16 protein-coding genes are annotated in these 23,593 nt (G+C 36.6%); 7 read left to right on the plus strand and 9 right to left on the minus strand.

Annotated features, from left to right (window positions below):
- Positions 1 to 12: 12 nt before the first annotated feature.
- On the plus strand, positions 13 to 759 hold the full coding sequence (locus tag AQF98_RS07135; protein WP_055131239.1) for a DeoR/GlpR family DNA-binding transcription regulator: 747 nt from the start codon (positions 13 to 15) through the stop codon (positions 757 to 759).
- 39 nt (positions 760 to 798) lie between these two features.
- On the opposite strand, the gene AQF98_RS07140 is transcribed toward AQF98_RS07135, so the two are convergent.
- The 4 genes from AQF98_RS07140 to AQF98_RS07155 form a co-directional block, all read right to left on the minus strand.
- Positions 799 to 1,014 carry a hypothetical protein gene (locus tag AQF98_RS07140; protein ID WP_055131240.1) on the minus strand — a complete coding sequence of 72 codons (216 nt, stop codon included), beginning with the start codon at positions 1,012 to 1,014 and terminating at the stop codon, positions 799 to 801.
- Between the two features lie 218 nt (positions 1,015 to 1,232).
- On the minus strand, positions 1,233 to 2,036 hold the full coding sequence (locus AQF98_RS07145; RefSeq protein ID WP_055131241.1) for a DUF4397 domain-containing protein: 804 nt from the start codon (positions 2,034 to 2,036) through the stop codon (positions 1,233 to 1,235).
- Positions 2,037 to 2,041: 5 nt separating this feature from the next.
- On the minus strand, positions 2,042 to 3,703 hold the full coding sequence (locus tag AQF98_RS07150) for a SusD/RagB family nutrient-binding outer membrane lipoprotein (protein WP_055131242.1): 1,662 nt from the start codon (positions 3,701 to 3,703) through the stop codon (positions 2,042 to 2,044).
- Positions 3,704 to 3,729: 26 nt separating this feature from the next.
- A complete protein-coding gene (locus tag AQF98_RS07155) occupies positions 3,730 to 6,831 on the minus strand; it encodes a SusC/RagA family TonB-linked outer membrane protein (RefSeq protein WP_055131243.1) in 3,102 nt (1,033 codons plus the stop codon).
- Between the two features lie 235 nt (positions 6,832 to 7,066).
- Between AQF98_RS07155 and AQF98_RS07160 the strand changes: the two genes are divergently transcribed.
- The 5 genes from AQF98_RS07160 (at position 7,067) to AQF98_RS07180 (ending at position 14,874) form a co-directional block, all read left to right on the plus strand.
- A complete protein-coding gene (locus tag AQF98_RS07160) occupies positions 7,067 to 7,813 on the plus strand; it encodes a DeoR/GlpR family DNA-binding transcription regulator (RefSeq protein WP_055131244.1) in 747 nt (248 codons plus the stop codon).
- A gap of 150 nt (positions 7,814 to 7,963) precedes the next feature.
- On the plus strand, positions 7,964 to 9,883 hold the full coding sequence (gene nagB / locus AQF98_RS07165) for a glucosamine-6-phosphate deaminase (protein WP_055131245.1): 1,920 nt from the start codon (positions 7,964 to 7,966) through the stop codon (positions 9,881 to 9,883).
- 107 nt (positions 9,884 to 9,990) lie between these two features.
- Entirely contained in the window at positions 9,991 to 11,139 is a 1,149-nt protein-coding gene (locus AQF98_RS07170) for an acyltransferase family protein (RefSeq protein ID WP_055131246.1), read from the plus strand.
- Positions 11,140 to 11,160: 21 nt separating this feature from the next.
- Positions 11,161 to 14,025 (plus strand): pitrilysin family protein, encoded by a 2,865-nt coding sequence (locus tag AQF98_RS07175; protein WP_055131247.1) that lies wholly within the window; start codon positions 11,161 to 11,163, stop codon positions 14,023 to 14,025.
- A gap of 66 nt (positions 14,026 to 14,091) precedes the next feature.
- Positions 14,092 to 14,874 carry a DUF1835 domain-containing protein gene (locus AQF98_RS07180; RefSeq protein ID WP_055131248.1) on the plus strand — a complete coding sequence of 261 codons (783 nt, stop codon included), beginning with the start codon at positions 14,092 to 14,094 and terminating at the stop codon, positions 14,872 to 14,874.
- Between the two features lies 1 nt (position 14,875).
- On the opposite strand, the gene AQF98_RS07185 is transcribed toward AQF98_RS07180, so the two are convergent.
- Complete coding sequence (locus tag AQF98_RS07185; protein WP_055131249.1) at positions 14,876 to 16,417, minus strand: glycoside hydrolase family 10 protein; 1,542 nt, start codon at positions 16,415 to 16,417, stop codon at positions 14,876 to 14,878.
- Between the two features lie 240 nt (positions 16,418 to 16,657).
- On the opposite strand from AQF98_RS07185, the gene AQF98_RS07190 reads away from it, so the two are divergent.
- Complete coding sequence (locus AQF98_RS07190) at positions 16,658 to 17,563, plus strand: hypothetical protein (protein ID WP_055131250.1); 906 nt, start codon at positions 16,658 to 16,660, stop codon at positions 17,561 to 17,563.
- Between the two features lie 92 nt (positions 17,564 to 17,655).
- Here the strand turns inward: AQF98_RS07190 and AQF98_RS07195 are convergent, their stop codons facing one another.
- The 4 genes from AQF98_RS07195 to AQF98_RS07210 form a co-directional block, all read right to left on the minus strand.
- Positions 17,656 to 21,435, minus strand: a complete 3,780-nt coding sequence (locus tag AQF98_RS07195) for a HAMP domain-containing sensor histidine kinase (RefSeq protein WP_235524185.1) — start codon at positions 21,433 to 21,435, stop codon at positions 17,656 to 17,658.
- Between the two features lie 76 nt (positions 21,436 to 21,511).
- Positions 21,512 to 22,393, minus strand: a complete 882-nt coding sequence (gene fabD / locus AQF98_RS07200; RefSeq protein ID WP_055131251.1) for an ACP S-malonyltransferase — start codon at positions 22,391 to 22,393, stop codon at positions 21,512 to 21,514.
- Between the two features lie 82 nt (positions 22,394 to 22,475).
- Positions 22,476 to 23,111 carry a GTP cyclohydrolase I FolE gene (gene folE, locus AQF98_RS07205; protein ID WP_055131252.1) on the minus strand — a complete coding sequence of 212 codons (636 nt, stop codon included), beginning with the start codon at positions 23,109 to 23,111 and terminating at the stop codon, positions 22,476 to 22,478.
- 13 nt (positions 23,112 to 23,124) lie between these two features.
- Positions 23,125 to 23,535 carry a 6-carboxytetrahydropterin synthase gene (locus AQF98_RS07210; RefSeq protein ID WP_055131253.1) on the minus strand — a complete coding sequence of 137 codons (411 nt, stop codon included), beginning with the start codon at positions 23,533 to 23,535 and terminating at the stop codon, positions 23,125 to 23,127.
- Positions 23,536 to 23,593 lie beyond the last annotated feature (58 nt).

Genomic DNA, 23,593 nt, shown 5'->3' on the forward strand with positions numbered 1-23,593 from the left:
AAACGACGTAAAATGTTAAAAAAGGAGCGACACGATTTAATTATGAGGCAGATTAACCTTCATAATAGAGTGCTTACATCAGATCTGGTGCAGTTGTTAAATGTATCAGAAGATACCATCAGGAGAGACCTTCAGGAACTATCCGATGAGAACTTCTTATATAAGGTACATGGAGGTGCATTATCTAAATCTTATCATTCTTCTTTTGATGACAGTACCGTATATGCGAAGGAGGCCAAGATTGTCATCGCTAAAAAAACGATCTCCTTAATTAAGGATGGAATGGTGATCCTTACAGGTGGAGGTACTACTATTATTGAGTTGGTAAAACAATTACCGGAAAATTTACAAGCTACTTTTTTTACCATTAGCCCTTTAGTTGCTGTAGAGCTCTCGAAATACCCAAGAGCTGAAGTGATTTTAATTGGCGGGTTATTTAGCAAAAACTCGCAAATCACTTATGGAGGGCATGTGATTAGTCAACTTGCAGAGATCAATGCAGACTTATGTTTACTGGGCACAAGTGCCTTACACCCTCAAAGTGGATTAACAGACACGGATTGGGAAATTAATCAATTGAAGAAAAAAATGCTAAACTCTTCAAAAAAAACGGCTGTATTATGTATCTCTGAGAAATTAAATATTGCTTTAAGGCTAAAAGTAGCTGCTTTAGAGAATATTACCTATTTAGTAACAGAGTTGGAACCAAATGATTCTAAACTGGACAACTATCGTGTTAAAAATCTGCAGATCCTTTAATTACAATTTTATTTAAACAGAAAGCTAGCCTTGTTATATTTAAAGTCTATTCCCATCGGCATCTGCTAGTGCCTTTTTGATGGTGAATTCTATATAAGCTTCATCTCTTTTAACCAGTTGCATTAATTGTTTCACCAGTTGGTCTTCTTGACCAAGTGTAAATGAAAGATCTGCTTGAGCTAAATCGCGGTATTTTCTTAAAAATTTGATTTTAACCCTTTCCCAGGTTTCAGGTGTAAGTGTAAAGCTTGCCATGGTTTAAAAATATTTTGCCACAAAAATAGTAAAAATATTAGGATTAGACACCTATGCGCTAGATAAGCTTAACAATACAGGTGTTACTCATTAATAAAAAGGTGATGCCGTTATTTCTTCTTCAGTAGATTAATGAATAGCAATTCTTAAAAATAAATACAAAAGGCTCACTACTTTGAAAATAGCGAGCCTTTTGTATTTGTAATATCGGTTACGTTTTACCTTACATAATAAAATGCAACATAGGGCTTACGCAAATCTGAACCTGATGTTGGATAACCGGTGTAACCAGTTGCAAAGGCAGTATAAATTCTTCTATTAAGAATAGTACTGCCACTAGTATAAGTAGCAATTACCGTTCCCGTAGGGCCCGATCCACCTGCTCTAATTGTCCAAACTGTGGATGCTGGAGCTGCTGTGGTACCCGTAGATATTAGAAACTTATCACTTATTCCCATAAAAGGAATATTGGCCGCCACTAAATTAGTACCATTATATAAATCAATAAAGGGAGCATTTGCGATTAAATTTACAAACCTCATTTTTACAAACCCAGAATCTGGAAGTTCAAAATCTTCATCGATAAACAATCCTTTTCTATTTAAAGAATCGGCTACGTGAAGCGAATATCTTTTACCAGCTACTGTTGCTACGCTTGTTGTGTAAACATCTATTGAATCTATATTAGTTCCTTTTTTGGGAATACTAACTGATATTTTTGTATTTGGACCAGCCGCTATCGGTAAATAATCGCCGGTAGAACCTCCAAAAGTATTAAAACCTCCTCCAGGAAACGGGAACCTGCTTCTCACATTTGTTCCGCTTACCCTTACGTCGTTAATTTTGATCTGCACAAAAGGATCATTATAAAAAGCAACATTGTAGTTAACTTTAATCATTGCTTTTGTAGACAAGTCTACTTCATCATATTCTGAAAATACATTGTCTTTATTCTTTTTACAACCCAGAAATACCAAGGTGAATAAAAGGGATAAAATTGATATGTTTAAAAAAGATCTCATAATTGTTAATTTAAAGGTGTACTAAACCATGTTTCCTGATAAGAATATAATGGTGACAAACCGCCCCACTTATCTAATTCAGCCCTATTCCATACATATTCCGAGTTAAATCTCGGTCTAAATCGATAGGCATACTGTCCAACACCACCTACGTTAGTAGAAAAATCACCTGCATCCAATTGTTTAAATTGTCTAAAAATATCATTTCTATAGTGCCATTTTCTCAGATCACACCATTGTTCCTGACCTGCCCAACCCCACTGTGCAATATATTTTTGGCCCATAATGTCGGCCATGGTTAAGGTTGAAGCATTTTGAGCAACTTCATCAGATGCCATATATGCCGCAATTTCTGTTGCAGTAATTGCTGGAGCTACAGTAGTTCCGAACCTGCCATAAAGATTCACGAACTCCATATGTCCTCTAATACCTTTATCATAGGCCGTCCAAGCACCACCCACATCGCCTTTAAGAAACAATGCTTCGGCTTTTGCAAATTGCAATTGCGAATAAGTGTACAGTGGATACCTAGGTTTATCCGTTACGCCTTGTCCAAATATATATTTACCAGGATATATTGCCGCTACAGAACCATAAATATGAGGAATGGTTTTTGTAGCAGGCGCATCACCTTTAGCAGGGATTACTCCTTTATATACACCTGTAGCCATTGGATTGATCATTCTAGATAATCTTGGGTCAAGTGATGTTGTTGGATTCACAGCTGGCGTACCTTTTACACCTCCTGTTAAATAATTAACAATTGGTTGTGCTACCCTACCAGATGCTACAGATGCAACACCCGCAGCAGTAGATACAGAATTTGGCAAGTTACCAATTACACTAAATGGATTGGCATTTGCGGCAGAAACGCCCTCAAAGTTAATTGCAGCATCTTCAGATGAGCTAGATATGGTACCACCAAAAGATAAATTAACAAATTTAACTACGCTATCTGCATATTTAGAGTTAAAATCAGACTTGTTGATTAAGTGACTGTATTGAGTAGCTAATAATGCATATACAAACTTTCTCCATCTATCTTTATAAACCGTTAAACTATTGTTTGCAGGAATAGTTGATCCAAATAAATAATCATTAGCTCTTAACAAAGCTGGATTTACCAACACATCTTCTTTATTTAAAAGCGCTAAAGACTGGTAACACCATTCTCTTACTTTATTATAGACTACAGGTTGATCTTGATATTTAAAAGTTAATTGATCCTTAAAAGCTTCATCCAAAATAATTGGGCCATAAGAGTCTGTACTCATTTGAAATCCCCACGCCTTAATTGCATAACCCACAGCAGCTAGCGTATTATTTTGTTTCGCTACTGATTTATTAATAAGGTCTTCCAAGTTTAGACCTGCATTCACATAGGTAAATCTCCATAAGGTTCCTCCATGTAAATCGTTATTTGACCAGTTGTGTCTCTCCATTGGATCGGCAGCAACCTGTGCACCAAAATTCTGCGTATACTTAAAAGTAGCTTGAACGTAATCTGTTCCTGTTCCAATAGCCATTTGCGCAATAATTGGTGCCAAATAAAACTCCGGATCAACATTTTGTGGTGTAGCAGGGTCTTGATTTACATCAAGCCATTTTTTACACCCACTTCCTATTGCCAATAATACAATGAGGCAAGTTATTTTAATATATTTCATGTTCTAAAAACTTTAAAGTCTAAAAATTATAATTTAATTCTCAATCCTATATTTACCCCACGTGGGCGACCCATGCTACCATAATCGATACCATAACCTCCAACACCACCTGTGGCAGGTGTATTTCCATTTACATCAGGATCTACACCTGTATAATTGGTAATTAAGAATAAATCAGTAAAAGTTACATATAGGCCAACACTTGATATAAATTTCGTTTTGGCAGCTATTGATTGAGGCAAATTATAGCCAATGGTAACATCTCTCAACCTCAAAGTATTGATATCTCTCTCAAAGAATTGTTCTGGAGCGATACCACCTGTTGTAGTCGTATAATAACCTGTATAAGTATAAGGTGTAATCATAATGTTGTTAATTGTTGGATTGGCTGTATTTTCTAAACCATCTTTCAACACACCTTTAATAATTCTTGGTACTTCACGATCTAACGTTTTTGTACTTAAACCTCTTCTATACAATTCATATTCGGTTTGGTTGTATACGTCGCCCCCAACTCTCAAATCAAGCAAGAAAGAAAGACTAAAGTTTTTATAGCTAAAACTGTTTACATAACCTAAAGTAAATTTAGGCGCTCTATCTCCTAAATATACAAACTCTGAAGAGCTATTTAATATAGGCAAACCTGTACCTGGATCAATTAACAATTGACCAGCTTGGTTTCTTTGATTTACCCAACCACCAAGGGCATAGGTACTTTTACCAGGAATGGCCGAAGCACGAGCTCCGTTAGCAATCCATGTATCAGAATCATAATATTCAGGTAATTCTTCTGCGATTGTATTTACAATCCCTCTATTTCGTGTAAAGTTAAAGGTCATGTCCCAATTGAAGTCTTTTTGTCTAATTGGCGATCCTTTTAACTGAACCTCAATTCCATTATTTTTCACACTACCACCGTTCATAATTCTAATTACTGAACCTGTTCCATAACTGATACGAGGTGCAATGATCATTTTACGACTTTCTCTGGTATAATAGGTAAAATCTACTGAGATTCTATTTTTCAAAAATGCCAACTCGGTTCCAATCTCAAAATCGATTGTTTTTTCTGGTACTAGTTTCGCATTTGGTCCTGCAGCTAGATCATAGGTAAAACCTCCTCCACTTGTAGTGGTTGCATTTAATTTAGGTGCCAATGAATAATATCTACTTGGCTCCTTTCCAGTCATACCAAATGATCCTCTTAGTTTACCACTACTTAACCATTCTAACTTTTTAACCGCAGCAAGCTCTGTAAAGTTAAACGCCAAACTGGCTGATGGATAAGCAAAATAAGGATTGTTAGGCAACATACGTGATGCTGCATCAACCCTGCCAGAAAGTGTTAGGTAAATTAATTGCTCATAGCCTAAAATAGCTTGAGCAAAAACACCTGCATTTCTACGTTGTAACACTGCCAGTCGTGATGATTGTGTGGTAGGCAATGTATTGTTGATACTGTAGAAGTTTGGATCGTACATGTTTTGTCCACGAGCTGATGTTGTGGTCAAATTTACATCAGAGGCATTTAAACCGATAATATAGGTATTGTTAAATTTACCAAATTTATGTTTTGCAGATGCAGTTAATGAACCATCAAAATTTCTATTAAACTGATTGTACGTATTAATTACACCACCCCTAGGTGTGGCTGCAGAGCCAGAGCCAGAAAATGATTGGGTATGATAAACCAAATTACCATCAGTACTTGAAATGTTAGCACCTAAAATAGCGGTAATATTTAACCATTTATTTGGCCTAATTGTTAAATTGGTGTTTAACAAGAAACTATTGGTTCTATCATCACTTAGATTTTTATTGACATCCCAAAACGGGCTATCATTCTCTGTGTATATGGTACCGGTAGTTAATACCCTATTCCCATTTGGATCGATCCAATTTCTAACATCAAACCTAGATGGGTAAAGCAATAGCCCCATTAAATACCCCCCTATACCTTTGTTTGCTTTTTTATTATAAGCATTGGTGTAACTGAAACGGGTAGTTAATTTAATCGCATCAGATAACGCTGCCGTTCCGGCCAAAGAGGTTACAAATCTTTTATATTCTGTAGTAGGAATTGTTCCGGTGTTGTTGGTATATTCTGTAGACCAACGGTAAGTAAACGAATCTTTACCACCTTCAAAAACTAAATTGTTTTTTTGAGCAATACCTGTTTGGAAAAAGTTACCTACGTTATCATAAATTTGTAGTCCAGGGGTATATTTTGGTCCAAAATACAAGGTTGAACCTCCCTCTGGAATACCATTCGCTGAACCTTGACTATACACTTGTTGCACTTCTGGCGCACGATTTACAGTTTCTATCCTTACTGAACCATTGTAAGAAACAGAAGCTTTACCAGCCTTCGCCTTTTTAGTAGTAATTACAATAGCACCATTAGATCCAAGGTTACCGTATAATGCAGTTGCCTCAGGACCTTTTAGAATAGTATAGCTTTCAATATCTGCAGGGTTAATATCTGCAGCTCTATTGGTATAATCCTGATTTCTGTTGGTTCCTTGAATTGTAGTATTCATTTGGTTAACCACAGAGTTGTCTATCGGCACACCATCAACTACCATTAAGGGTTGATTGTCTCCACTTAATGAAATGATACCTCTCAAAACAATTTGAGAAGATGCACCCGGATCGCCAGATGTTGGATTGATTGATAAACCAGGTACCCTACCTGCTAAACCATTTACAAAGTTCTCTCTACCGGTGTTAGAAACTTCATCACCATCTACCTTTGCCGTAGAGTAGCCTAAACTCTTCTTGTTCCGCTCAATACTATAAGCAGTGGTTACCGTTACTTCTTTCAATGCACTTGCATCCTCTTTTAAAGCTACGTTGATTGTGGTTGCCGTACCAACCGTTCTCTCTACAAGGATATAACCCAAATAACTAAACTGAAGCACGTCTCCAGCATTAGCCTTAATTGAATACACACCTGTTGGGGCTGTTTGCACAGCAGTAGTAGAACCTTTAATTTTTACAGTAGCACCAGGGATCGGTTGTCCGTCTTCTAGGGAAGAAACTTTACCAATAACCGTTATTTGCTGGGCCATAACTTGTATTGCCAGCAAAAACGTACCCAAAAACAGCATAAGTAATTTTTTTTTCATAAACGCCAATTTGGTTAATAATTTAAGTTTTGTTTGTTGATTGTTTGGTCAATGCTAAACACGCACTAAGACGCAAAATAACAATTGTCAAGTAAATATCATAAATGTTTTTCACTATAAAAAGAAAATTATTAACTATTTTAGTATGTAACTACAAATTTATATTGCAAAAACCTGCAAAAACCCGCACTATGTTTTTAATTTTTTTATATTAGTGGTTCAAACCATGAGCTAGATGTTAAAAAAAGAACGGCATGACTATGTAATGCGTCAAGTTAACCTACATAATAGGGTACTCACTTCCGACCTTGTACAATTATTAAATGTTTCTGAAGACACCATTAGACGTGACCTACAAGAAATGTCTGATGATAACCTTTTATATAAAGTACATGGTGGAGCCTTATCCAAATCGTACCACTCATCGTTTGACAACAGCATCGTTTATGCCAAGGAAGCCAAAATGAGTATTGCCAAGAAAACTATCCCATTAATTAAAGATGGAATGGTGATTTTAACTGGCGGAGGCACAACCATTATAGAAATGGTTAAACAATTACCAGAATACCTACAGGCAACATTTTTTACCATCAGCCCATTAGTAGCTATTGAACTAGCCAAATACCCTAAAGTTGAAGTAATTTTAATTGGCGGGATATTTTCTAAAAACTCACAAATTACTTACGGAGGACATGTCATTAGTCAACTCTCTGAAATCAACGCCGACCTATGCTTATTGGGAACAAGTGCATTGCATCCTAAAGACGGGATCACTGATACAGATTGGGAAATTAACCAGCTAAAGAAAACTATGCTCAATTCTTCCAAAAGATCGGCTGTGCTGTGCATTTCAGAAAAACTCAATATTTCTTTACGTTTAAAGGTAGCAGCATTAGAAAATATTAATTTCTTAATAACAGAATTGGATACCGAAGATGATCGGTTGGAAGAATATAAAGTTAAAGGCCTAGAAATTCTATGATTTTTAATTCAGTGATGATATGGTTTGATAACCTGTAAGATTCAAAAAACTAGAAGCTACAAGTGTTTCAAATTAAATTTATAATCTTTTTAAAAATATTTAAAAATACTCCTATATTTACTGCTCCGTTCACTAAATAATAACCATTTAATGGCAAGATTAAATCTATTAGAAGAAACGAGGTTCGAAAAGCTTCCTGTTACCGTTTTTAACAACCCGAAAGCAGCATCCATAAGCGTTGCTCATCGCATTGCAAACATTATTAAAGAAAAGCAAAAACACAATCAAAATGCTGTTTTAGGTTTAGCAACAGGTGCTACCCCTATTTTAGTTTATGCAGAATTGGTTCGTTTACACCGAGAAGAGGGCTTAAGCTTTAAAAATGTAGTTACCTTTAACTTGGATGAATACTATCCAATGCAGCCCAATGCTGCCCAGAGCTATGTTTCTTTCATGAATGAACATTTGTTTGATCATATCGACATCGATAAGAGCAATGTCCACATTCCTGATGGCACACTTAAATTAGAAGACATTCCAGCTTTCTGTTTGGATTACGAGCGCAAAATAGGTGATTTTGGTGGCTTAGATATGCAGATACTAGGTATTGGCCGTACAGGTCACATTGGTTTTAACGAGCCTGGATCTGCACCAAACTCTGGTACACGTTTAGTTACCTTAGATGACCTTACCCGTAGAGATGCAGCTAGAGATTTTGGGGGCAAGTCTTTTGTACCTACCAAAGCCATTACCATGGGAATTGGTACAATTTTCAAAGCTCGCGAGATTGTATTGATGGCCTGGAACCGTAAAAAGTCGCCAATTATTAAAAAAGCCGTTGAAGGCGAAATTTCTAGTGATGTACCAGCAACCTATCTACAGCTTTCTGATAATGTAGAATTTATTTTAGATGAAGATGCAGCATCTCTATTAACTAGATTTGATACGCCTTGGTTGGTAAAAGACTGTATCTGGACAGAAGAACTGACTAGAAAAGCAGTAATCTGGTTAGCTACTAAATTGAAAAAACCTGTGTTAAAATTAACTGAAGATGATTTTAACAACAATGGAATGGCTCAATTGGCGCTAGAAAAAGGCCCTGTTTACAATATAAACATTCATATCTTCAATAAATTACAGCATACCATTACAGGTTGGCCAGGTGGAAAACCTAATGCCGACGATAGCCAAAGACCTGAAAGAGCTGAGCCAGCTAAAAAGCGTGCGGTGATCTTTTCACCACACCCTGATGATGATGTAATTTCTATGGGCGGAACATTTATTCGCTTGGTTGACCAACATCACGATGTACACGTAGCTTACCAGACTTCTGGAAATACTGCGGTATGGGATGATGATGCTTTACGTTTTGTAGAATTCAATATCGATTTCTCTGAACGAATGGGTATGGGACAACCAGAAATGAAAGAGATGTATAGCAAAATGCGTACGTTCATTGAAAAAAAACAACCCAACCAGGTTGACACCCCAGAGATACAAACCGTTAAAGGATTGATTAGAAAAGGAGAAGCAATTGCAGGTGCACGTTACTGTGGGTTAGAAGATGATCATATTCATTTTATGGCCTTACCTTTTTACGAAAGTGGTAAAAACCAAAAAAACCCAGTTACAGAAGCTGACGTTTTATTAACCATGGAGCTTCTTCAGAAAATAAAGCCTCATCAAGTATTTGCTGCTGGCGATTTTGAAGATCCACACGGCACACACATTGTTTGTTTCAACATTATAATAGAAGCCTTAAAAAGACTACAAAAAACCGAAAGCTGGGTAAGTGATTGCTGGCTATGGATGTACCGTGGTGCTTGGCTAGAGTTTGAAACACACGAAATTGAAATGGCGGTTCCATTGAGCCCTCAAGAAGTTGAGCGTAAGAAGTTTGCTATTTTCAAACATCAATCTCAAAAAGACAGAGCTGTTTTTCCGGGTGATGATGCTAGGGAGTTTTGGCAAAGAGCAGAGGATAGAAATAGAGAAACCGCAAAAGCATACGACAATTTGGGCTTAGCTGATTATGAAGCAATGGAAGCCTTTGTAAGGTATAAGTTCTAACTCTTTGATCACCATTTACCATAGTTTTAAAATTATCTTCTATATTAGTTCGTTAAATTTCCCAATTAATTAGGAAAAGCGTTTTATAGAAGATAATTTTGAAACAAATGGAACTCAAACCCCAGCGATTATTATCGCTTGATTTTTTTCGCGGCTTAACCGTAGCTGCAATGATACTGGTTAACAATCCAGGTAGCTGGGGTCATATTTATGCCCCTTTAGAACATGCAGAATGGAATGGCTGTACACCAACAGACCTCGTTTTCCCCTTCTTTTTATTTATTGTAGGGGTTTCTATTGCGTACGCAATGGGCAGTAAAAAAGCTGATCCTTCTAGTCATAACAAAACCCTTTTAAAAGCATTGAAGAGAACCTTAACACTTTTTGGGCTAGGTCTTTTCCTCTCTATATTTCCTAGAAATTTTCGTGATTTCGATTTCGTTGAAGCAATTAAACATGTCCGTATCCCCGGTGTATTGCAAAGAATTGGGGTAGTATTCTTTATTTCGTCTATTCTATTTTTAAAGCTTTCTGAAAAGAATATTTTCCGAGCCATTATTATTATCCTAGTTTCTTATTGGGCCTTGATGACATTTGTTCCTGTTCCTGGGCTCGGTTATGCCAACTTAGAGAAAGAAACAAATTTGGGGGCATGGCTAGACCGAACCTTATTAACGGAGGCGCATTTATGGAAATCGGCAGTAACCTGGGATCCAGAAGGTATTTTGAGCACTTTACCGGCTGTAGCTACAGGTCTTTTTGGGGTTTTAGTTGGCGTTTACTTGAAACGTAAAGATGTTGAAGCCGCTACAAAAATAGCGTGGCTTTTTTCTGTTGGTTGTATCTGTATCATTGCTGGCTTACTGTGGGATTTACAATTCCCTATTAACAAAGCCTTATGGACCAGCTCTTATGTATTATATACTGGAGGTTTAGCTACCGTAGTTTTAGCGCTCTCTTATTGGATCATTGATGTAAACCACTATAATCGCTTTACCAAACCTTTTGTAATATATGGGGTAAATGCAATTACCGTATTTTTTGTTTCAGGCTTAATGCCTCGTTTAGTAAACATGATCAAAATCAAACAGCCTAATGGTGATGAAATTGGTGCACTAAGCTGGTTCTACCAGTCTTTCTTTCCCCCTTATTTCTCTCCCATCAATGCATCTTTGGCTTATGCCATTGTGTTTGTGATGTTTTTCTTTGTCATCCTTTGGTTTATGTATAAAAAGAATATCATTATAAAAGTATAATTGAATCAAATTCATCTATTTATGAAAAAACAACATCAAATTTTAGTCTGGGGACTTGCAACAATACTATTTGCACAACCCGCACTAGCGCAAAAGAAACCCATAGCTACCAAGGCACCGGCAGTAAAAACTGCCCAAAAAGCTGGCGCTAATAAAGCTATTCCTAATGACCCGAATGTAAAAATTGGTAAATTAGCGAATGGCCTAACCTATTATATCCGCAAAAACACTGAACCTAAAAATAGAGCTGAACTTTATTTAGCAAATAGAATTGGCTCGTTAATGGAAACAGATGCCCAACAAGGTCTTGCTCACTTTACAGAGCACATGGCATTTAACGGCACTAAAGATTTTCCAAAAAACGAAATGATCAATTACCTACAAAGAGCAGGGGTTCGTTTCGGTGCAGATTTAAATGCTTACACAGGCTTTAACCAAACGGTTTATCAATTGCCTATCCCTACAGACAGTGTAGCCGTTTTTAAAACTGGCTTTAAAATATTGGCCAACTGGGCAGGTAAGGTAAGTATGAATGGTGCTGATATCGATAATGAAAGAGGAGTTATTGTTGAAGAAGACCGTCAACGTGGTAAAAATGCACAACAAAGGATGAGCAATTTATTGCTCCCATTCCTTTTGGCAAACTCACAGTATGAGAAACGTATCCCAATTGGTAAGGTAGATATCTTGAATAACTTTACTCACGATAAAATCCGTTCATTTTATGCCGATTGGTATAGACCAAACCTACAAGCTGTAATTGCGGTTGGCGATTTTGATGTAAATGAAGTAGAAAGCTTAATCAAAGCGAACTTCTCTGATTTAAAAAACCCTGCTAATCCAAAACCTAGGTTAAGTTACGATTTACCAGACAATGCCCAGCCATTGGTAAAAATTGCAACAGATAAAGAACAACCTTACAATGTTGTACAGGTAATTTACAAACATCGTGAAGGTGTAGTAAAAACGGAAGCCGATTTCAGAATGAGCTTGATCCATGCCATGATCAATAATATGTTAGGTTCTCGTTTACAAGAAATGATGCAAAAAGGAAATGCTCCATTTTTATTTGCACAAAGTACATATGGTCCATACCAAGGTGGCTTAGTTTGGGGCATTAGCGCATTTCAAACTGCTGCCGTTGCTAAAACTACCGCTGATTTGCAAAAAGCAATGACAGCTGCACTTGCTGAAAATGAGCGTATGGCTAAATTTGGTTTCACCGAGGGTGAAATTGAAACCATTAAGAAAAAACTTGATGCCGGTTTAGAGAAACAGTATAAAGAAAAAGACAAAACTAAGTCTGCGGTATATGTACAGCAATATCTTGAAAATTTCTTAACTGGATCGAGCATCCCATCTGCAGAATACAGTTACAATGAAGCTAAAAAAATAATCAAAGATTTAACCGCAGCAGATATCAACGCTGTTGCTAAAAATCTAATTACCAAAACCAATCAAATCATTGTGGTTCAAGCACCAGAAAAGGATGCTAAAGATCTACCTACCGAGGCACAATTGATAGCAACGCTTAAATCTGCAGGCAACGGCGTTACTCCCTACGTAGACAATACCGTAAATAAACCTTTAATTGCCAAATTACCTACAGCCGGCACCATTGTTAACGAAACCAAAAATGATAAAATTGGAATTACGACTTTAACATTGAGCAATGGGATCAAAGTAGTGTTAAAACCTACAGATTTTAAAAATGACCAAGTGATCTTCACTTCATTTGGCAAGGGAGGAACTTCATTGGCAAGTGATGCTGATCTAATCTCAGCAGAAAACGCCAACGTAATTGCCCAAAGTGGTGTGGGAGATTTCAACCCTACCCAATTAAGTAAGTATTTAGCTGGTAAAACTGCCTCTGCAGGAGCTTACATTAGTGATGAGTACCAAGGTTTTTCTGGTAGTACTTCTCCTAAAGACCTTGAGACCGCCTTTCAATTGATTTATGCTTACGCTACCAACCCTCGTAAAGACGCTGACATCTTTAACAAGAACATCAGCGATATGAAGGTGATTACTGCAAACAAAAACAGTAGCCCTGCAAGTGTATATGCAGATACAGTACAAGCTGTTTTGGCAAACTACAACAAACGTGCAATGCCTACCACCTTGCAAGACATTGATCGAATTTCGATAGATAAAGCTTTTGCTTTCTACAAAGACCGTTTTGCAGATGCTAGTGGACAGACTTTTGTTTTTGTAGGTAACTTCGATGTAGAAAAGATGAAACCTTTTATTGCCACTTATTTGGCAAGTTTACCTGCTTTAAATAAAAATGAGAACTTTATCGATCATGGTGTTAATCCGCCAAAAGGAAAAGTAAGCAAAACAGTATCTAGAGGTTTAGAAGATAAGGTTACTGTACAACTATACTTCCATGATGATTATGAGTATAATGTAGAGAACAACACTCAACTTGACGCTTTAAAGGCTGCATTAGAGATTAAAATTTTAGAGCGCTTACGCGAAAAAGAAAGTGGTGTTTATAGTCCAAACGTTAGCTTAAGCCTACAGAAATATCCAAGTGCCCATTATTATTTCACCATTTCATTTAGCTGTTCTAAAGCCAATACCGAGAAATTAATCAATGCTTCGTTAGAAGAAGTAAATGCATTTAAGCTCAATGGCGCAACTGAAGATGATTTAAAGAAATTCAAATCTGAGGAATTAAGACAAGAGGAATTAAGCCTTAGAGATAACGGATTCTGGATCAATTATTTGAGCAACCGCTTAAAAAATGGCGATGATATAAACCAGGTATTAGCCAATAAAGAGAGAGTAAATGGCGTTACAGTAGCCACAAGTAAGGCTGCTGCACAAAAATATTTAAACGGCAATAACTATATCCGTTTGGTATTGACACCAGAAAAATAATTTGAAAAATGATACCTTTAAAAGACCATCTGAAAAATCAGATGGTCTTTTTTTTGTGCTAGGCCTATGAAAACACTTCATATTTTAAATGGCGATGCTACTTTAGCAGTCTTCAAACAAACTTCATTTGACGGCGATATTTTAGTTTGGCGTGAAATACTGGCCGAAGGACCTGTTTCTCATACAGACTTATGGGCTACAAGAGCGAAATGGATCTGTAGCACTTTTAACGAAAACGAAGTCAATTATCAGAAAAATGTATTGGAAGAAGTTAAAAGATTAAAAAATATAGAGATTTATGATGAGCTGATCCTTTGGTTCGAATACGATCTGGTTTGCCAGATCAACCTGATCTATATTTTAAGTGTTTTAAGAGAGGTTAATGCCCCAAACCTTTCCATTCAATTGATCTGCCCTGATCGATTTGACGGCATTCCTAATTTTAGGGGCCTTGGCGAATTAAATGCAGTGCAACTAACCCAACTTTACCCTAACAGAGAAAAACTAACTACAAACGATTTAAACCTAGCTGGCAAAGCCTGGGATTTATATGTAGCTAACAACCCTGAAGATCTTCAGACATTTCTACAAAGTGATTTTGGTAAGCTACCACTTTTAGAAAAAGCCTTAACTGCACATTTATTAAGATTTCCTAATCCAGCAACACAGCTCAACTATATAGAAGATACTTTATTGGCCATTATCAAAAGTGGAATTACCAATAGAATGGCTATCCATGAAGCTTTTTGGTTAAAAGAAAGTTTATTTGGCTCAACAGATCTCCAAATTAATCAGTTACTAGACAAGCTCCAAGCCAATGGTTTCATTAAAGAGGGCATCCTCCATTAATTTATTTAGCTATTACACCTACAGGGCCGCTTGGCTCGCTTTCGTTTTTTAAACGATCTAGCGCAGTTACCAAATAATTATATCTTTTCCCTTTCTCTACACTTGTATCCAAATAAAAGGTAAAGTCTTCAAAACTGATCCTTAATATATTTTTAGGGTCTAAAATGTTTATTTTTTCTCCTTCTTTAAAACGATAGATGACATAACCTGATGCGGTTTCGCCATCTTTTGCCTTTAAAGGTTTCTCCCATTTTAAATGTACGCCACCAGCTTCTGCATCAGCTGTAAAGTTTTGAGGCTCATTTGGCATTACATCATCAAGCCAAGGCATTTGTGGAGGTAATGCAGGAAATTTATAGAGGTCATTCCTTAACGTATCTTGTACCCCTTTTGCTACGGTTGCTAAAGATTTAGAGCTAAAGAATACACTGCCCTGTATGCGGCCATTCGCTCTCATGTACCTGATCTGATTTGGAATTTCGCTCTGGTTACCCCAAGCGGCCTCTCTTTTTGATGGCATGCCATGTACAAGATAAGCTGCTTGGCCAATATATAAATGCCTACCATAGGTATTATTGCTCCACCAATCGGCCAAAACACCAAAAGGAGCTACTGCCCTACTAAAGGTAAAATAGATCTGTGGGTTAATGTAATCTACCCACCCTTCTTTAATCCATTTCCTAGAATCGGCATAGAGTTCTCCATAGTTTGACAAGCCACTGGTTTTAGAGCCGAGTGTATCTTCTCTATAATTTCTCCAAATCCCGAAAGGGCTTACGCCAAACTTTACATATTTCTTGTAATGATGAACGCTGTCATTAGCCATTTTGATCAAGAGATTTACATTATTCCTTCTCCAATCATCTATATTGGTAAATCCATTTGGATATTTGGCAAAAGTTGCCTCATCAGTTATTTTTTGCCCGGCAATGCGATATGGATAAAAATAATCATCAAAATGTACCCCATCAATATCATATTCCTTTACTACGTCCAGAATAACCTGCACAATATATTCTCTTACCTCAGGCAAGCCCGGATCAAATAATTTTTGGCCGCCATAGGTATAAAAAAGATCTGGTCGCTTTTTAGTAATGTGCTCTTGACTTGTAATTGCTCCTGCACTCATCGTTGCCCGATAAGGATTAAACCAAGCATGCAATTCCATGCCTCTAAAATGAGCTTCTTTAATGGCAAAGGCCAACGGATCGTAACCAGGGGCAGGAGAAACCCCTTGAGTGCCCATTAACCAATGGCTCCAAAGCTCTCTTGATTTGGCATAAAACGCATCGGCCGTTGGTCTAATTTGCAACATAATGGCGTTCATACCCGTCTTTTTATGCTGCTCTAATATCCCTATTAGTTCTTGTTTTTGTTGATCTACGGATAAGCCTTGTTTAGATGGCCAATCTATATTTGTTACGGTAGCTACCCAAACACCTCTAAACTCACGTTTTGGACCAATATTTGTGCTGTTCTGTGCAACTGAGAAAAAAGAAGTGGTGAGTAAGAGTAAAAGTATACCGATAAAGCTTTTAACCATTATATATTATTAGTAATGAGTAGTTTATTTACAATATTTGCTAAAGTTTAACACACCATCAACCCAATTTGGCTGTTGGTATTTAAACGTTATTTTTTAAAAAATGTGTTACAAAAGTGCTACATTTTTTAGACTTATCAGTTTTTTATATTATGTTAGCTATCCCAAAAAAATAATTAACATCACTTTAAGAGTAAATTTATCGACATTTTTTTCGATGTCAATAAAAAATTAGCTAGTATGCAAGAGCAAGATCCCGTAAATAAAGTTGACCGAAACAAAGTTTATTTTTTAATTGTAGTTATCGCCGCATTATTAGGAATAAACGCTTATCTCTACTTTAAAGATAAACAGCAAAGTAGTCGATTTGTAACTGTAAGTACCGAAAAAGATAGGCTTAAGCTAGAAGTTGAAAAGATAGAGGTTGAACTTGACAAAGTAAATGCCTTAAACGTAAATCTAAGCGAAAAGCTACAACAAGAACAAGACCTTGCCAGAAAGAAAATTGCAGAATTAAAATTGGCGCTACAAAAAGGGAAACTTACCCAAGGCGACCTAGATAAAGCACAAGATCAGATCAAAGAATTAAGAGAGTTTGTAAAAAACTACAACGATCAAATTATTAGGTTAGAGAAAGAAAATTCTTACTTAAAAACTGAGCGAGACAGCTTAAAAACTACTTCAGATAATTATAGCCAAAAGGCAGAGAACCTTGAAAAGGAAAATGAGAATCTAAATGCCAAAGTAAAAGTTGGGGCGGCCTTAAAAGCGAGCGACATTACTGTTAATGCCTTTAAAATTAAAAATAGTGGTAAAGATGTATTGGTAACTAGGGCCAGTACCACAGAGAAGCTGACCATCAGTTTTAATATTGTCCCCAATACCTTGGCCGAAAAGAATTACCATACTGTGTATTTAAGAGTATTTGATCCGGCAGGCAATCTCATTGCAAGAGAAACAGACATGTTTGAGGCCGATGGGCAACAAATGCAGTTTAGCAGCAAAATGCAGTTCAATTATAACGATGACAATTCTAGTTATAAAATTCAGTGGGAAAACCCTAAAGAATTTATAAAAGGCACTTATTCCATTATTCTGTACACCGATGGCTTTATCATGGGTAAAAGCCAGATTACACTTAGATAAGTTACAGCAAGGTAAAATAGGTATCGGATGGTTTTTATTGAAGTTAAAGCCCAATAAGCTTTTCTGTTCGGCTTTGCCTTAAGTACAACTGCTTAACTCTTCACCAAAGGGAAACTCAAATGGAAGGTAGTACCCTCATTTAACAGTGAGGTAAATTCTACCGTTCCACCAGCATTTTCTATAGCTTGTTTTACAAAAGCCAAGCCCAAACCAGTTCCTGATGATTTGGTCGTAAAGTTTGGTACAAATATTTTATCCTGTAAACTTAAATCTATCCCTTTACCATTGTCTTCTACTTCTATCTGAACATACCTCTCGTCATTGATAATGTGGATTTTAATGGCACAGCTGGCCTTACCCTCACTTGCTTCTATCGCATTCTTTAATAAATTATTGAAAGTACGTAACAATTGATCTTTATCTCCCAAAACAATTATTGCCCGGTTAGTTCTGTTTAATACTACTATTTCTACATTATCTGTATTGTTAAACACAGCAATAGCTTGTTCAATAACTGGCAATAATTCTAAATTCTCCAACTTGGTATCGGGCATTTTGGCAAAGTTGGAAAACTCTGAGGCAATAGTGGCCAAACTATCAATTTGTTCTATAAATGACTTATTAAAGCTGGCAAATTTCTTTTCAAAATTGGGATCATTTTCTTTCCATGATTTCTCGAGCAATTGTACCCCTAATTTCAATGGCGTTAAGGGGTTTTTGATCTCATGTGCCACCTGTTTTGCCATTTCTCTCCAGGCACTCTCTCGTTCTGATCGAGCCAGTTTAGTAGCACTAATTTCTAATGCCGCAATCATTTTGTTATATTCTTTGATGAGTGAACCAATCTCATCCTGACGATGCCAAACAATGGGTTGGTTTTGTTGCCCCAATTTAGTTCTTCTAATGCTCTCTTGGATAAAAGTAAGGGGACTTGTAATCTGGTTGGCTAAAACTACCGCAAGTATCCCTATGAGCACAAAAACAAGCGCATAGATATTGATCAGCGTATTGATAAATAAGCCAATCTTGGCCTCATAATCTGCTTCATTTGAATAATAGGGTAAACCAATATAGGCAATGGTTTTGTTCTGCACATCGCGAATGGGCGCATAAGCAGCTGCGTATTTAAAGGTGCCGATTTTTTCAGACGTGTTTAAGAATTCAGATCGCTGCCTTAGGCTCAGTTCCATAAAAGCGATTGGCCCCATTTTCCTACCAAGTATTCCGTATTCATACATCCTACGTAAAGAAGTTAAAATCAAGTTACCCTTGGTATCGTATAAGTTTAAAAAAGCTGCATTTATATTTGCAAATTGATCAAACTGAAACTGTGCTTCCTCCCCTGTTTTAATCTCTCCATCATTTTCAACCTGTTTTTCGAAAGCAATCTGTACTTTTTTTACTTTCTCTCTAATTGCATCTTCTTGTTGCGTTTTATACTCTTCTCTAATGTAAAAGAAGGTTGTCCAGCCAACAATTAACAATGTGGCCACAACAGATAAAACTATGGAAACCTGAATCCTGGTTTTGTAGAGAATTTTATTGGCATTAATCATTAAATAACGGTTAATGCTAAACCAACCTGCTTTGTTGTTTTCTACATTGGTCAGTATCCAAATAAAGAAATAAAAGAGGGTTCCAGATACGATAAACACCAAAAAGAAAAAAGACAAAGTAGACAGTCTTTCTATATAAGGCACCTTTTCTTTACTGATAATGATCAACTTAGATTTATCGGGTTGGTAAATGGCATGGCTATATCTTGGCCGCTCCATTGTGCTCCCTACGGCCTCTTCTCTATCTTTCTCTTGGTCGCTTACAAAATGGATTTCTTTATCCATGGCCCCTTTAAACCGCTTATTAAACATGGGGTAGGTATACTTACCAGCCTGTTTAATCAGTTCGTTGTTTTTATAAAATGCAAATGAATAATCACTAAAGTCTTCATCCGTCTTTAATTTCCCATCAATTAAAAGGACCGGAAAATGGCTGTTATAATCATAGTTCTGAGATACTAGTTCGACCACTAATGTGCCTAGGATATTGCCATTATCTACAATTGGGATAATTCCGAAATAATTTTGGAAGCCAAATGTGTTGTTAATGCGGTAAAAGAAGTTAGAATCTTGAGTTTTAACAGAGCCTGATTTAACCAGCTCTCTGTACCTTGCCATTTTTGCTTTTCCATCAACACGCAGAGTGGAATCTCTGTTGTCAAATTCAAAAATTTTGGCTTCGAAACGTGTTAAATAACCATCAAGGTATTTTTTATTAATGTAACTGTCTAATCTAAAAGATTGCAATTGGCTAGGCTTTTTAAAATACTCAACAACGATCGAATCTTTAGAAACTCCTTTTTCAAAACTATCTATTGCATTGATCACTTTCGGATCATCAACCTGCGTCAACTTCTCGGCAATGATCTTTCGGTTACTTTGTTCTTTTAAATCATTAAATCTGAGGTATTTAATTGAGGTTAAAGAAGCCATACAAAAAAACAGAGTGGCAAACGCACTAATTGAAAACCTATTCTTTTGCACATAACTATTCCACCCGATGATGAAAAGCAATAAAGCATACACCAAATAGAAAACATCAAATTCAGAAAAATCATCTATTAACTTATAAGCGGTATAAGCAGCTAGCATACTTATAAAAACAACAAGTTTCTCTTTATTGCTTAAAACCAATTGCTTGCTTAGCTCCATTAATATTTTTGCTAAAGCGAAGATATTAAACCAAACTAGGCATAAGATGATGATACAGGTCCAACTTATCCATCCCAAATTGATGATATTGGTAATATCGAAATCGATCTTAGAGTTATAAATTAATCCCGAAAAAATATCATTTACAATAAAAGCTACACTCGAGAGGATCAGTAAAGCCAGTACCTGAAATGCAAAACTAGCCGTCCTATTTTCGACGATCCATTTAGGCAAATGATATTTATGTCGATGTTGGTAGGCAAAAAATCCTATCCAGGACATGGAGAGTACGTTTAAGAAAAGATCGCCCAGAGAAGGCAGAAAATCACTCGCTCCATAAATTGATGGGTTAAAGATTTCTAATTCAAACTGATGATTGAACCAGAAAAACTGTAGATCTGTTAACCTAAATGCAAAAAAGAAGATAACCAGCATAAACGTACCTGCAACAGCTAATCCTTTATTGACCAACCACGAGCAATACGAGTTTACAAACAAACAGATGCTGAACAAACCTACTATCCACAACCAGATCTGTATCATTGCATAGATATTCTTTGAATATTCGTGACTTAGCTTTACCGGAAAGAGGTATTCTTTTTGAATATTAAAGATTTCTGTAATGTCTTTATCTGTAAACGATGCTAGATCAAGGCTACTTCTAGGAAATAATTCTGGTGCGATCTGATTTTTAAGGTATTGGTTTTCAATACTAAATTGTGTTTTAACCGTAATTAAAAATAAAAAGGTATAAGGTCCTTCTGTTTTTTTAATCAGCTCGTACCAACCATTTGGTTGTTGAGAAAATGAGGTACCTTCCTTTAAACGAAAAGTATTAGATGGCAGTGCTTTTACCGAACTCCAGAATTGAAGCTCCGTATTTTTGTAGACCAGCAAATTAATGCCGTTATCTCTATAAGTCTTTATAAAATCGAGGGCTAGTTTCTCGTCTTTATAAAGTTGTTTAAGTTCATTTAATTTAGCTGGGTTTGATAGAAAGTTCTGAACAACTCTTTCTTTGGTTGCTAAATTTTGTTGTAGTTCACTCGCTTCATGTATTAACAGGTCTTTTTTGGTAATTGAATTGTCTAAAGACAAAGCTGTGGCTATGCAGCAAATGCCTAAAAGCAATAAAAGAAACCTAATTTTACCTCCAATACTCACGTTAAACTGTTTTAAATAAGGTAGTAATTATATCAAAACCTATCGTTAACCACGATAGGTTTTGATAGCGAATATGTTAAGCAATAGTAGCGCTACTTGTTTGCACTTCTCTGCTTACTTTTTTAACTAGGCCTTGCAAAACATTACCCGGTCCAACTTCTACAAACTCATTGCCCCCATCTGCAATCATATTGGTAGCCGTTTGTGTCCACCGTACAGCACCTGTCAATTGCGCAATTAAGTTCTCTTTAATAACAGCTGGGTCTGTAGTTGGTTTTGCATTTACATTTTGATAGATTGGACAAATAGGCGAAGAAATATTTGTTGCCTCAATTGCAGCTTGCAATTCTACTTTTGCCGGCTCCATTAAAGGCGAGTGGAAAGCACCACCTACATTCAATTTCAATGCTCTTTTTGCTCCAGCTTCGGTTAATTTTAAACAAGCCTCATCAATGCCTTCAATGCTGCCAGAAATAACCAATTGACCTGGGCAGTTGTAATTTGCAGGAACAACTACTGCATCAATGCTTGCACAAACTTCTTCAACTACTTCATCGGCCAAGCCTAAAATAGCGGCCATGGTTGAAGGTTGAATTTCGCAAGCTTTTTGCATGGCATTGGCACGTGCCACTACTAATCTTAATCCATCTTCAAATGACAATGCATTTGCAGCAACTAATGCAGAGAATTCTCCAAGTGAGTGTCCAGCCACCATATCTGGTTTAAAATCGGCACCCAAAACTTTGGCTAAAATTACTGAATGTAAAAAAATAGCTGGTTGTGTTACATTGGTCTGCTTCAACTCCTCGTCAGTACCGCTAAACATCACATCACTGATACGGAAGCCAATAATTTCGTTTGCTTTTTCAAATAGTTCTTTCGCAGTTGGATTTTCGTAAAGGTCTTTACCCATCCCTGAAAATTGAGCGCCTTGCCCTGGAAATATATATGCTTTCATTTTTTAGTTTATAGATTTGAGTTTACTGTTTAAGATATAAAACTTAACAGCAGCTCACAAAATTTTATGATTTTAATTGCTATTAATGCAGGTTTGCTGTTATTAACCTTAAAAACTCTGCTCTTGTTTTATCATTGCTAATAAATTCGCCAGTAAATGCCGAAGTTGTAGTTACAGAGTTCTGTTTTTGTATGCCACGCATAGCCATGCACAAGTGCTTACACTCAATTACAACGGCTACACCTGCTGGCTGCAAAGTTTCTTGGATACAATCTCTAATTTCATTCGTTAAACGCTCCTGTACCTGTAATCTACGGGCAAAGGCATCTACAACTCTTGGTATTTTACTTAAGCCAACAATATGTCCATTGGGGATATAGGCAATATGCGCCTTACCAAAAAATGGTAACATATGATGCTCGCACATAGAGAACACCTCGATATCTTTTACCACCACCATTTGGCTATAATCTTCTTTGAACATGGCCGAACGAAGGATCTCTTGTGGTTGGAGATCGTAACCATGAGTTAAATATTGCAAGGCTTTAGCTACACGTTCTGGCGTCTTCAAAAGTCCTTCACGGGCTGGATCTTCTCCAAGCTGAGTTAAAATATCTTTATAATGAGTGGCAACTGAGGTAATCTTCTCATCGTCATAGCGGTCTATTTTCTGATAGCCCAAAACTTCGTCATCGTGGTTGTATTTATCGTTTTCCATGTATATGTGCTGATTAACCGAAATACTCTACAAAGTTGTTTTCAGTTTCGTAAATTTTAATACAATGTAATTTTGCTCCATTTTCGTTAATAGGAGTGCTCAAGATATCCCATATCGCAATGGCTAAATTCTCAGTTGATGCCAATTTACCTTTCATAAAATCAACATCTAAATTCAAATTCCTATGGTCAACTTTATCTACTACATAAGTATTGATAATTTGTTTTAGCCATTTCAGGTCAACCAAAAATCCAGTTTCTGGGTTAACCTCACCTTTAACAGTTACATATAATTGGTAGTTATGACCATGCCAATTTGGATTGGCACATTTACCATATACTTCATTGTTTTTATCTTCGCTCCAATCTGTTCTAGATAATTTATGAGCCGCATTAAAGCTTTCTCTGCGTGTTATATAAATCATTATTTATCAAATAAAAAGCAAATATACTATATATTGGTAATCGTTATGTACTACAATG

This window comes from Pedobacter sp. Hv1 (genome assembly GCF_001412215.1).
Taxonomy (GTDB): domain Bacteria; phylum Bacteroidota; class Bacteroidia; order Sphingobacteriales; family Sphingobacteriaceae; genus Pedobacter.

Excerpts from the sequence above, each read along its gene's own strand:
- AQF98_RS07135 (WP_055131239.1), top strand. The coding sequence starts at position 13 with ATGTTAAAAAAGGAGCGACACGATTTAATTATGAGGCAGATTAACCTT.
- AQF98_RS07140 (WP_055131240.1), bottom strand. The coding sequence starts at position 1,014 with ATGGCAAGCTTTACACTTACACCTGAAACCTGGGAAAGGGTTAAAATC.
- AQF98_RS07145 (WP_055131241.1), bottom strand. The coding sequence starts at position 2,036 with ATGAGATCTTTTTTAAACATATCAATTTTATCCCTTTTATTCACCTTG.
- AQF98_RS07150 (WP_055131242.1), bottom strand. The coding sequence starts at position 3,703 with ATGAAATATATTAAAATAACTTGCCTCATTGTATTATTGGCAATAGGA.
- AQF98_RS07155 (WP_055131243.1), bottom strand. The coding sequence starts at position 6,831 with ATGAAAAAAAAATTACTTATGCTGTTTTTGGGTACGTTTTTGCTGGCA.
- AQF98_RS07160 (WP_055131244.1), top strand. The coding sequence starts at position 7,067 with ATGTTAAAAAAAGAACGGCATGACTATGTAATGCGTCAAGTTAACCTA.
- nagB (WP_055131245.1), top strand. The coding sequence starts at position 7,964 with ATGGCAAGATTAAATCTATTAGAAGAAACGAGGTTCGAAAAGCTTCCT.
- AQF98_RS07170 (WP_055131246.1), top strand. The coding sequence starts at position 9,991 with ATGGAACTCAAACCCCAGCGATTATTATCGCTTGATTTTTTTCGCGGC.
- AQF98_RS07175 (WP_055131247.1), top strand. The coding sequence starts at position 11,161 with ATGAAAAAACAACATCAAATTTTAGTCTGGGGACTTGCAACAATACTA.
- AQF98_RS07180 (WP_055131248.1), top strand. The coding sequence starts at position 14,092 with ATGAAAACACTTCATATTTTAAATGGCGATGCTACTTTAGCAGTCTTC.
- AQF98_RS07185 (WP_055131249.1), bottom strand. The coding sequence starts at position 16,417 with ATGGTTAAAAGCTTTATCGGTATACTTTTACTCTTACTCACCACTTCT.
- AQF98_RS07190 (WP_055131250.1), top strand. The coding sequence starts at position 16,658 with ATGCAAGAGCAAGATCCCGTAAATAAAGTTGACCGAAACAAAGTTTAT.
- fabD (WP_055131251.1), bottom strand. The coding sequence starts at position 22,393 with ATGAAAGCATATATATTTCCAGGGCAAGGCGCTCAATTTTCAGGGATG.
- folE (WP_055131252.1), bottom strand. The coding sequence starts at position 23,111 with ATGGAAAACGATAAATACAACCACGATGACGAAGTTTTGGGCTATCAG.
- AQF98_RS07210 (WP_055131253.1), bottom strand. The coding sequence starts at position 23,535 with ATGATTTATATAACACGCAGAGAAAGCTTTAATGCGGCTCATAAATTA.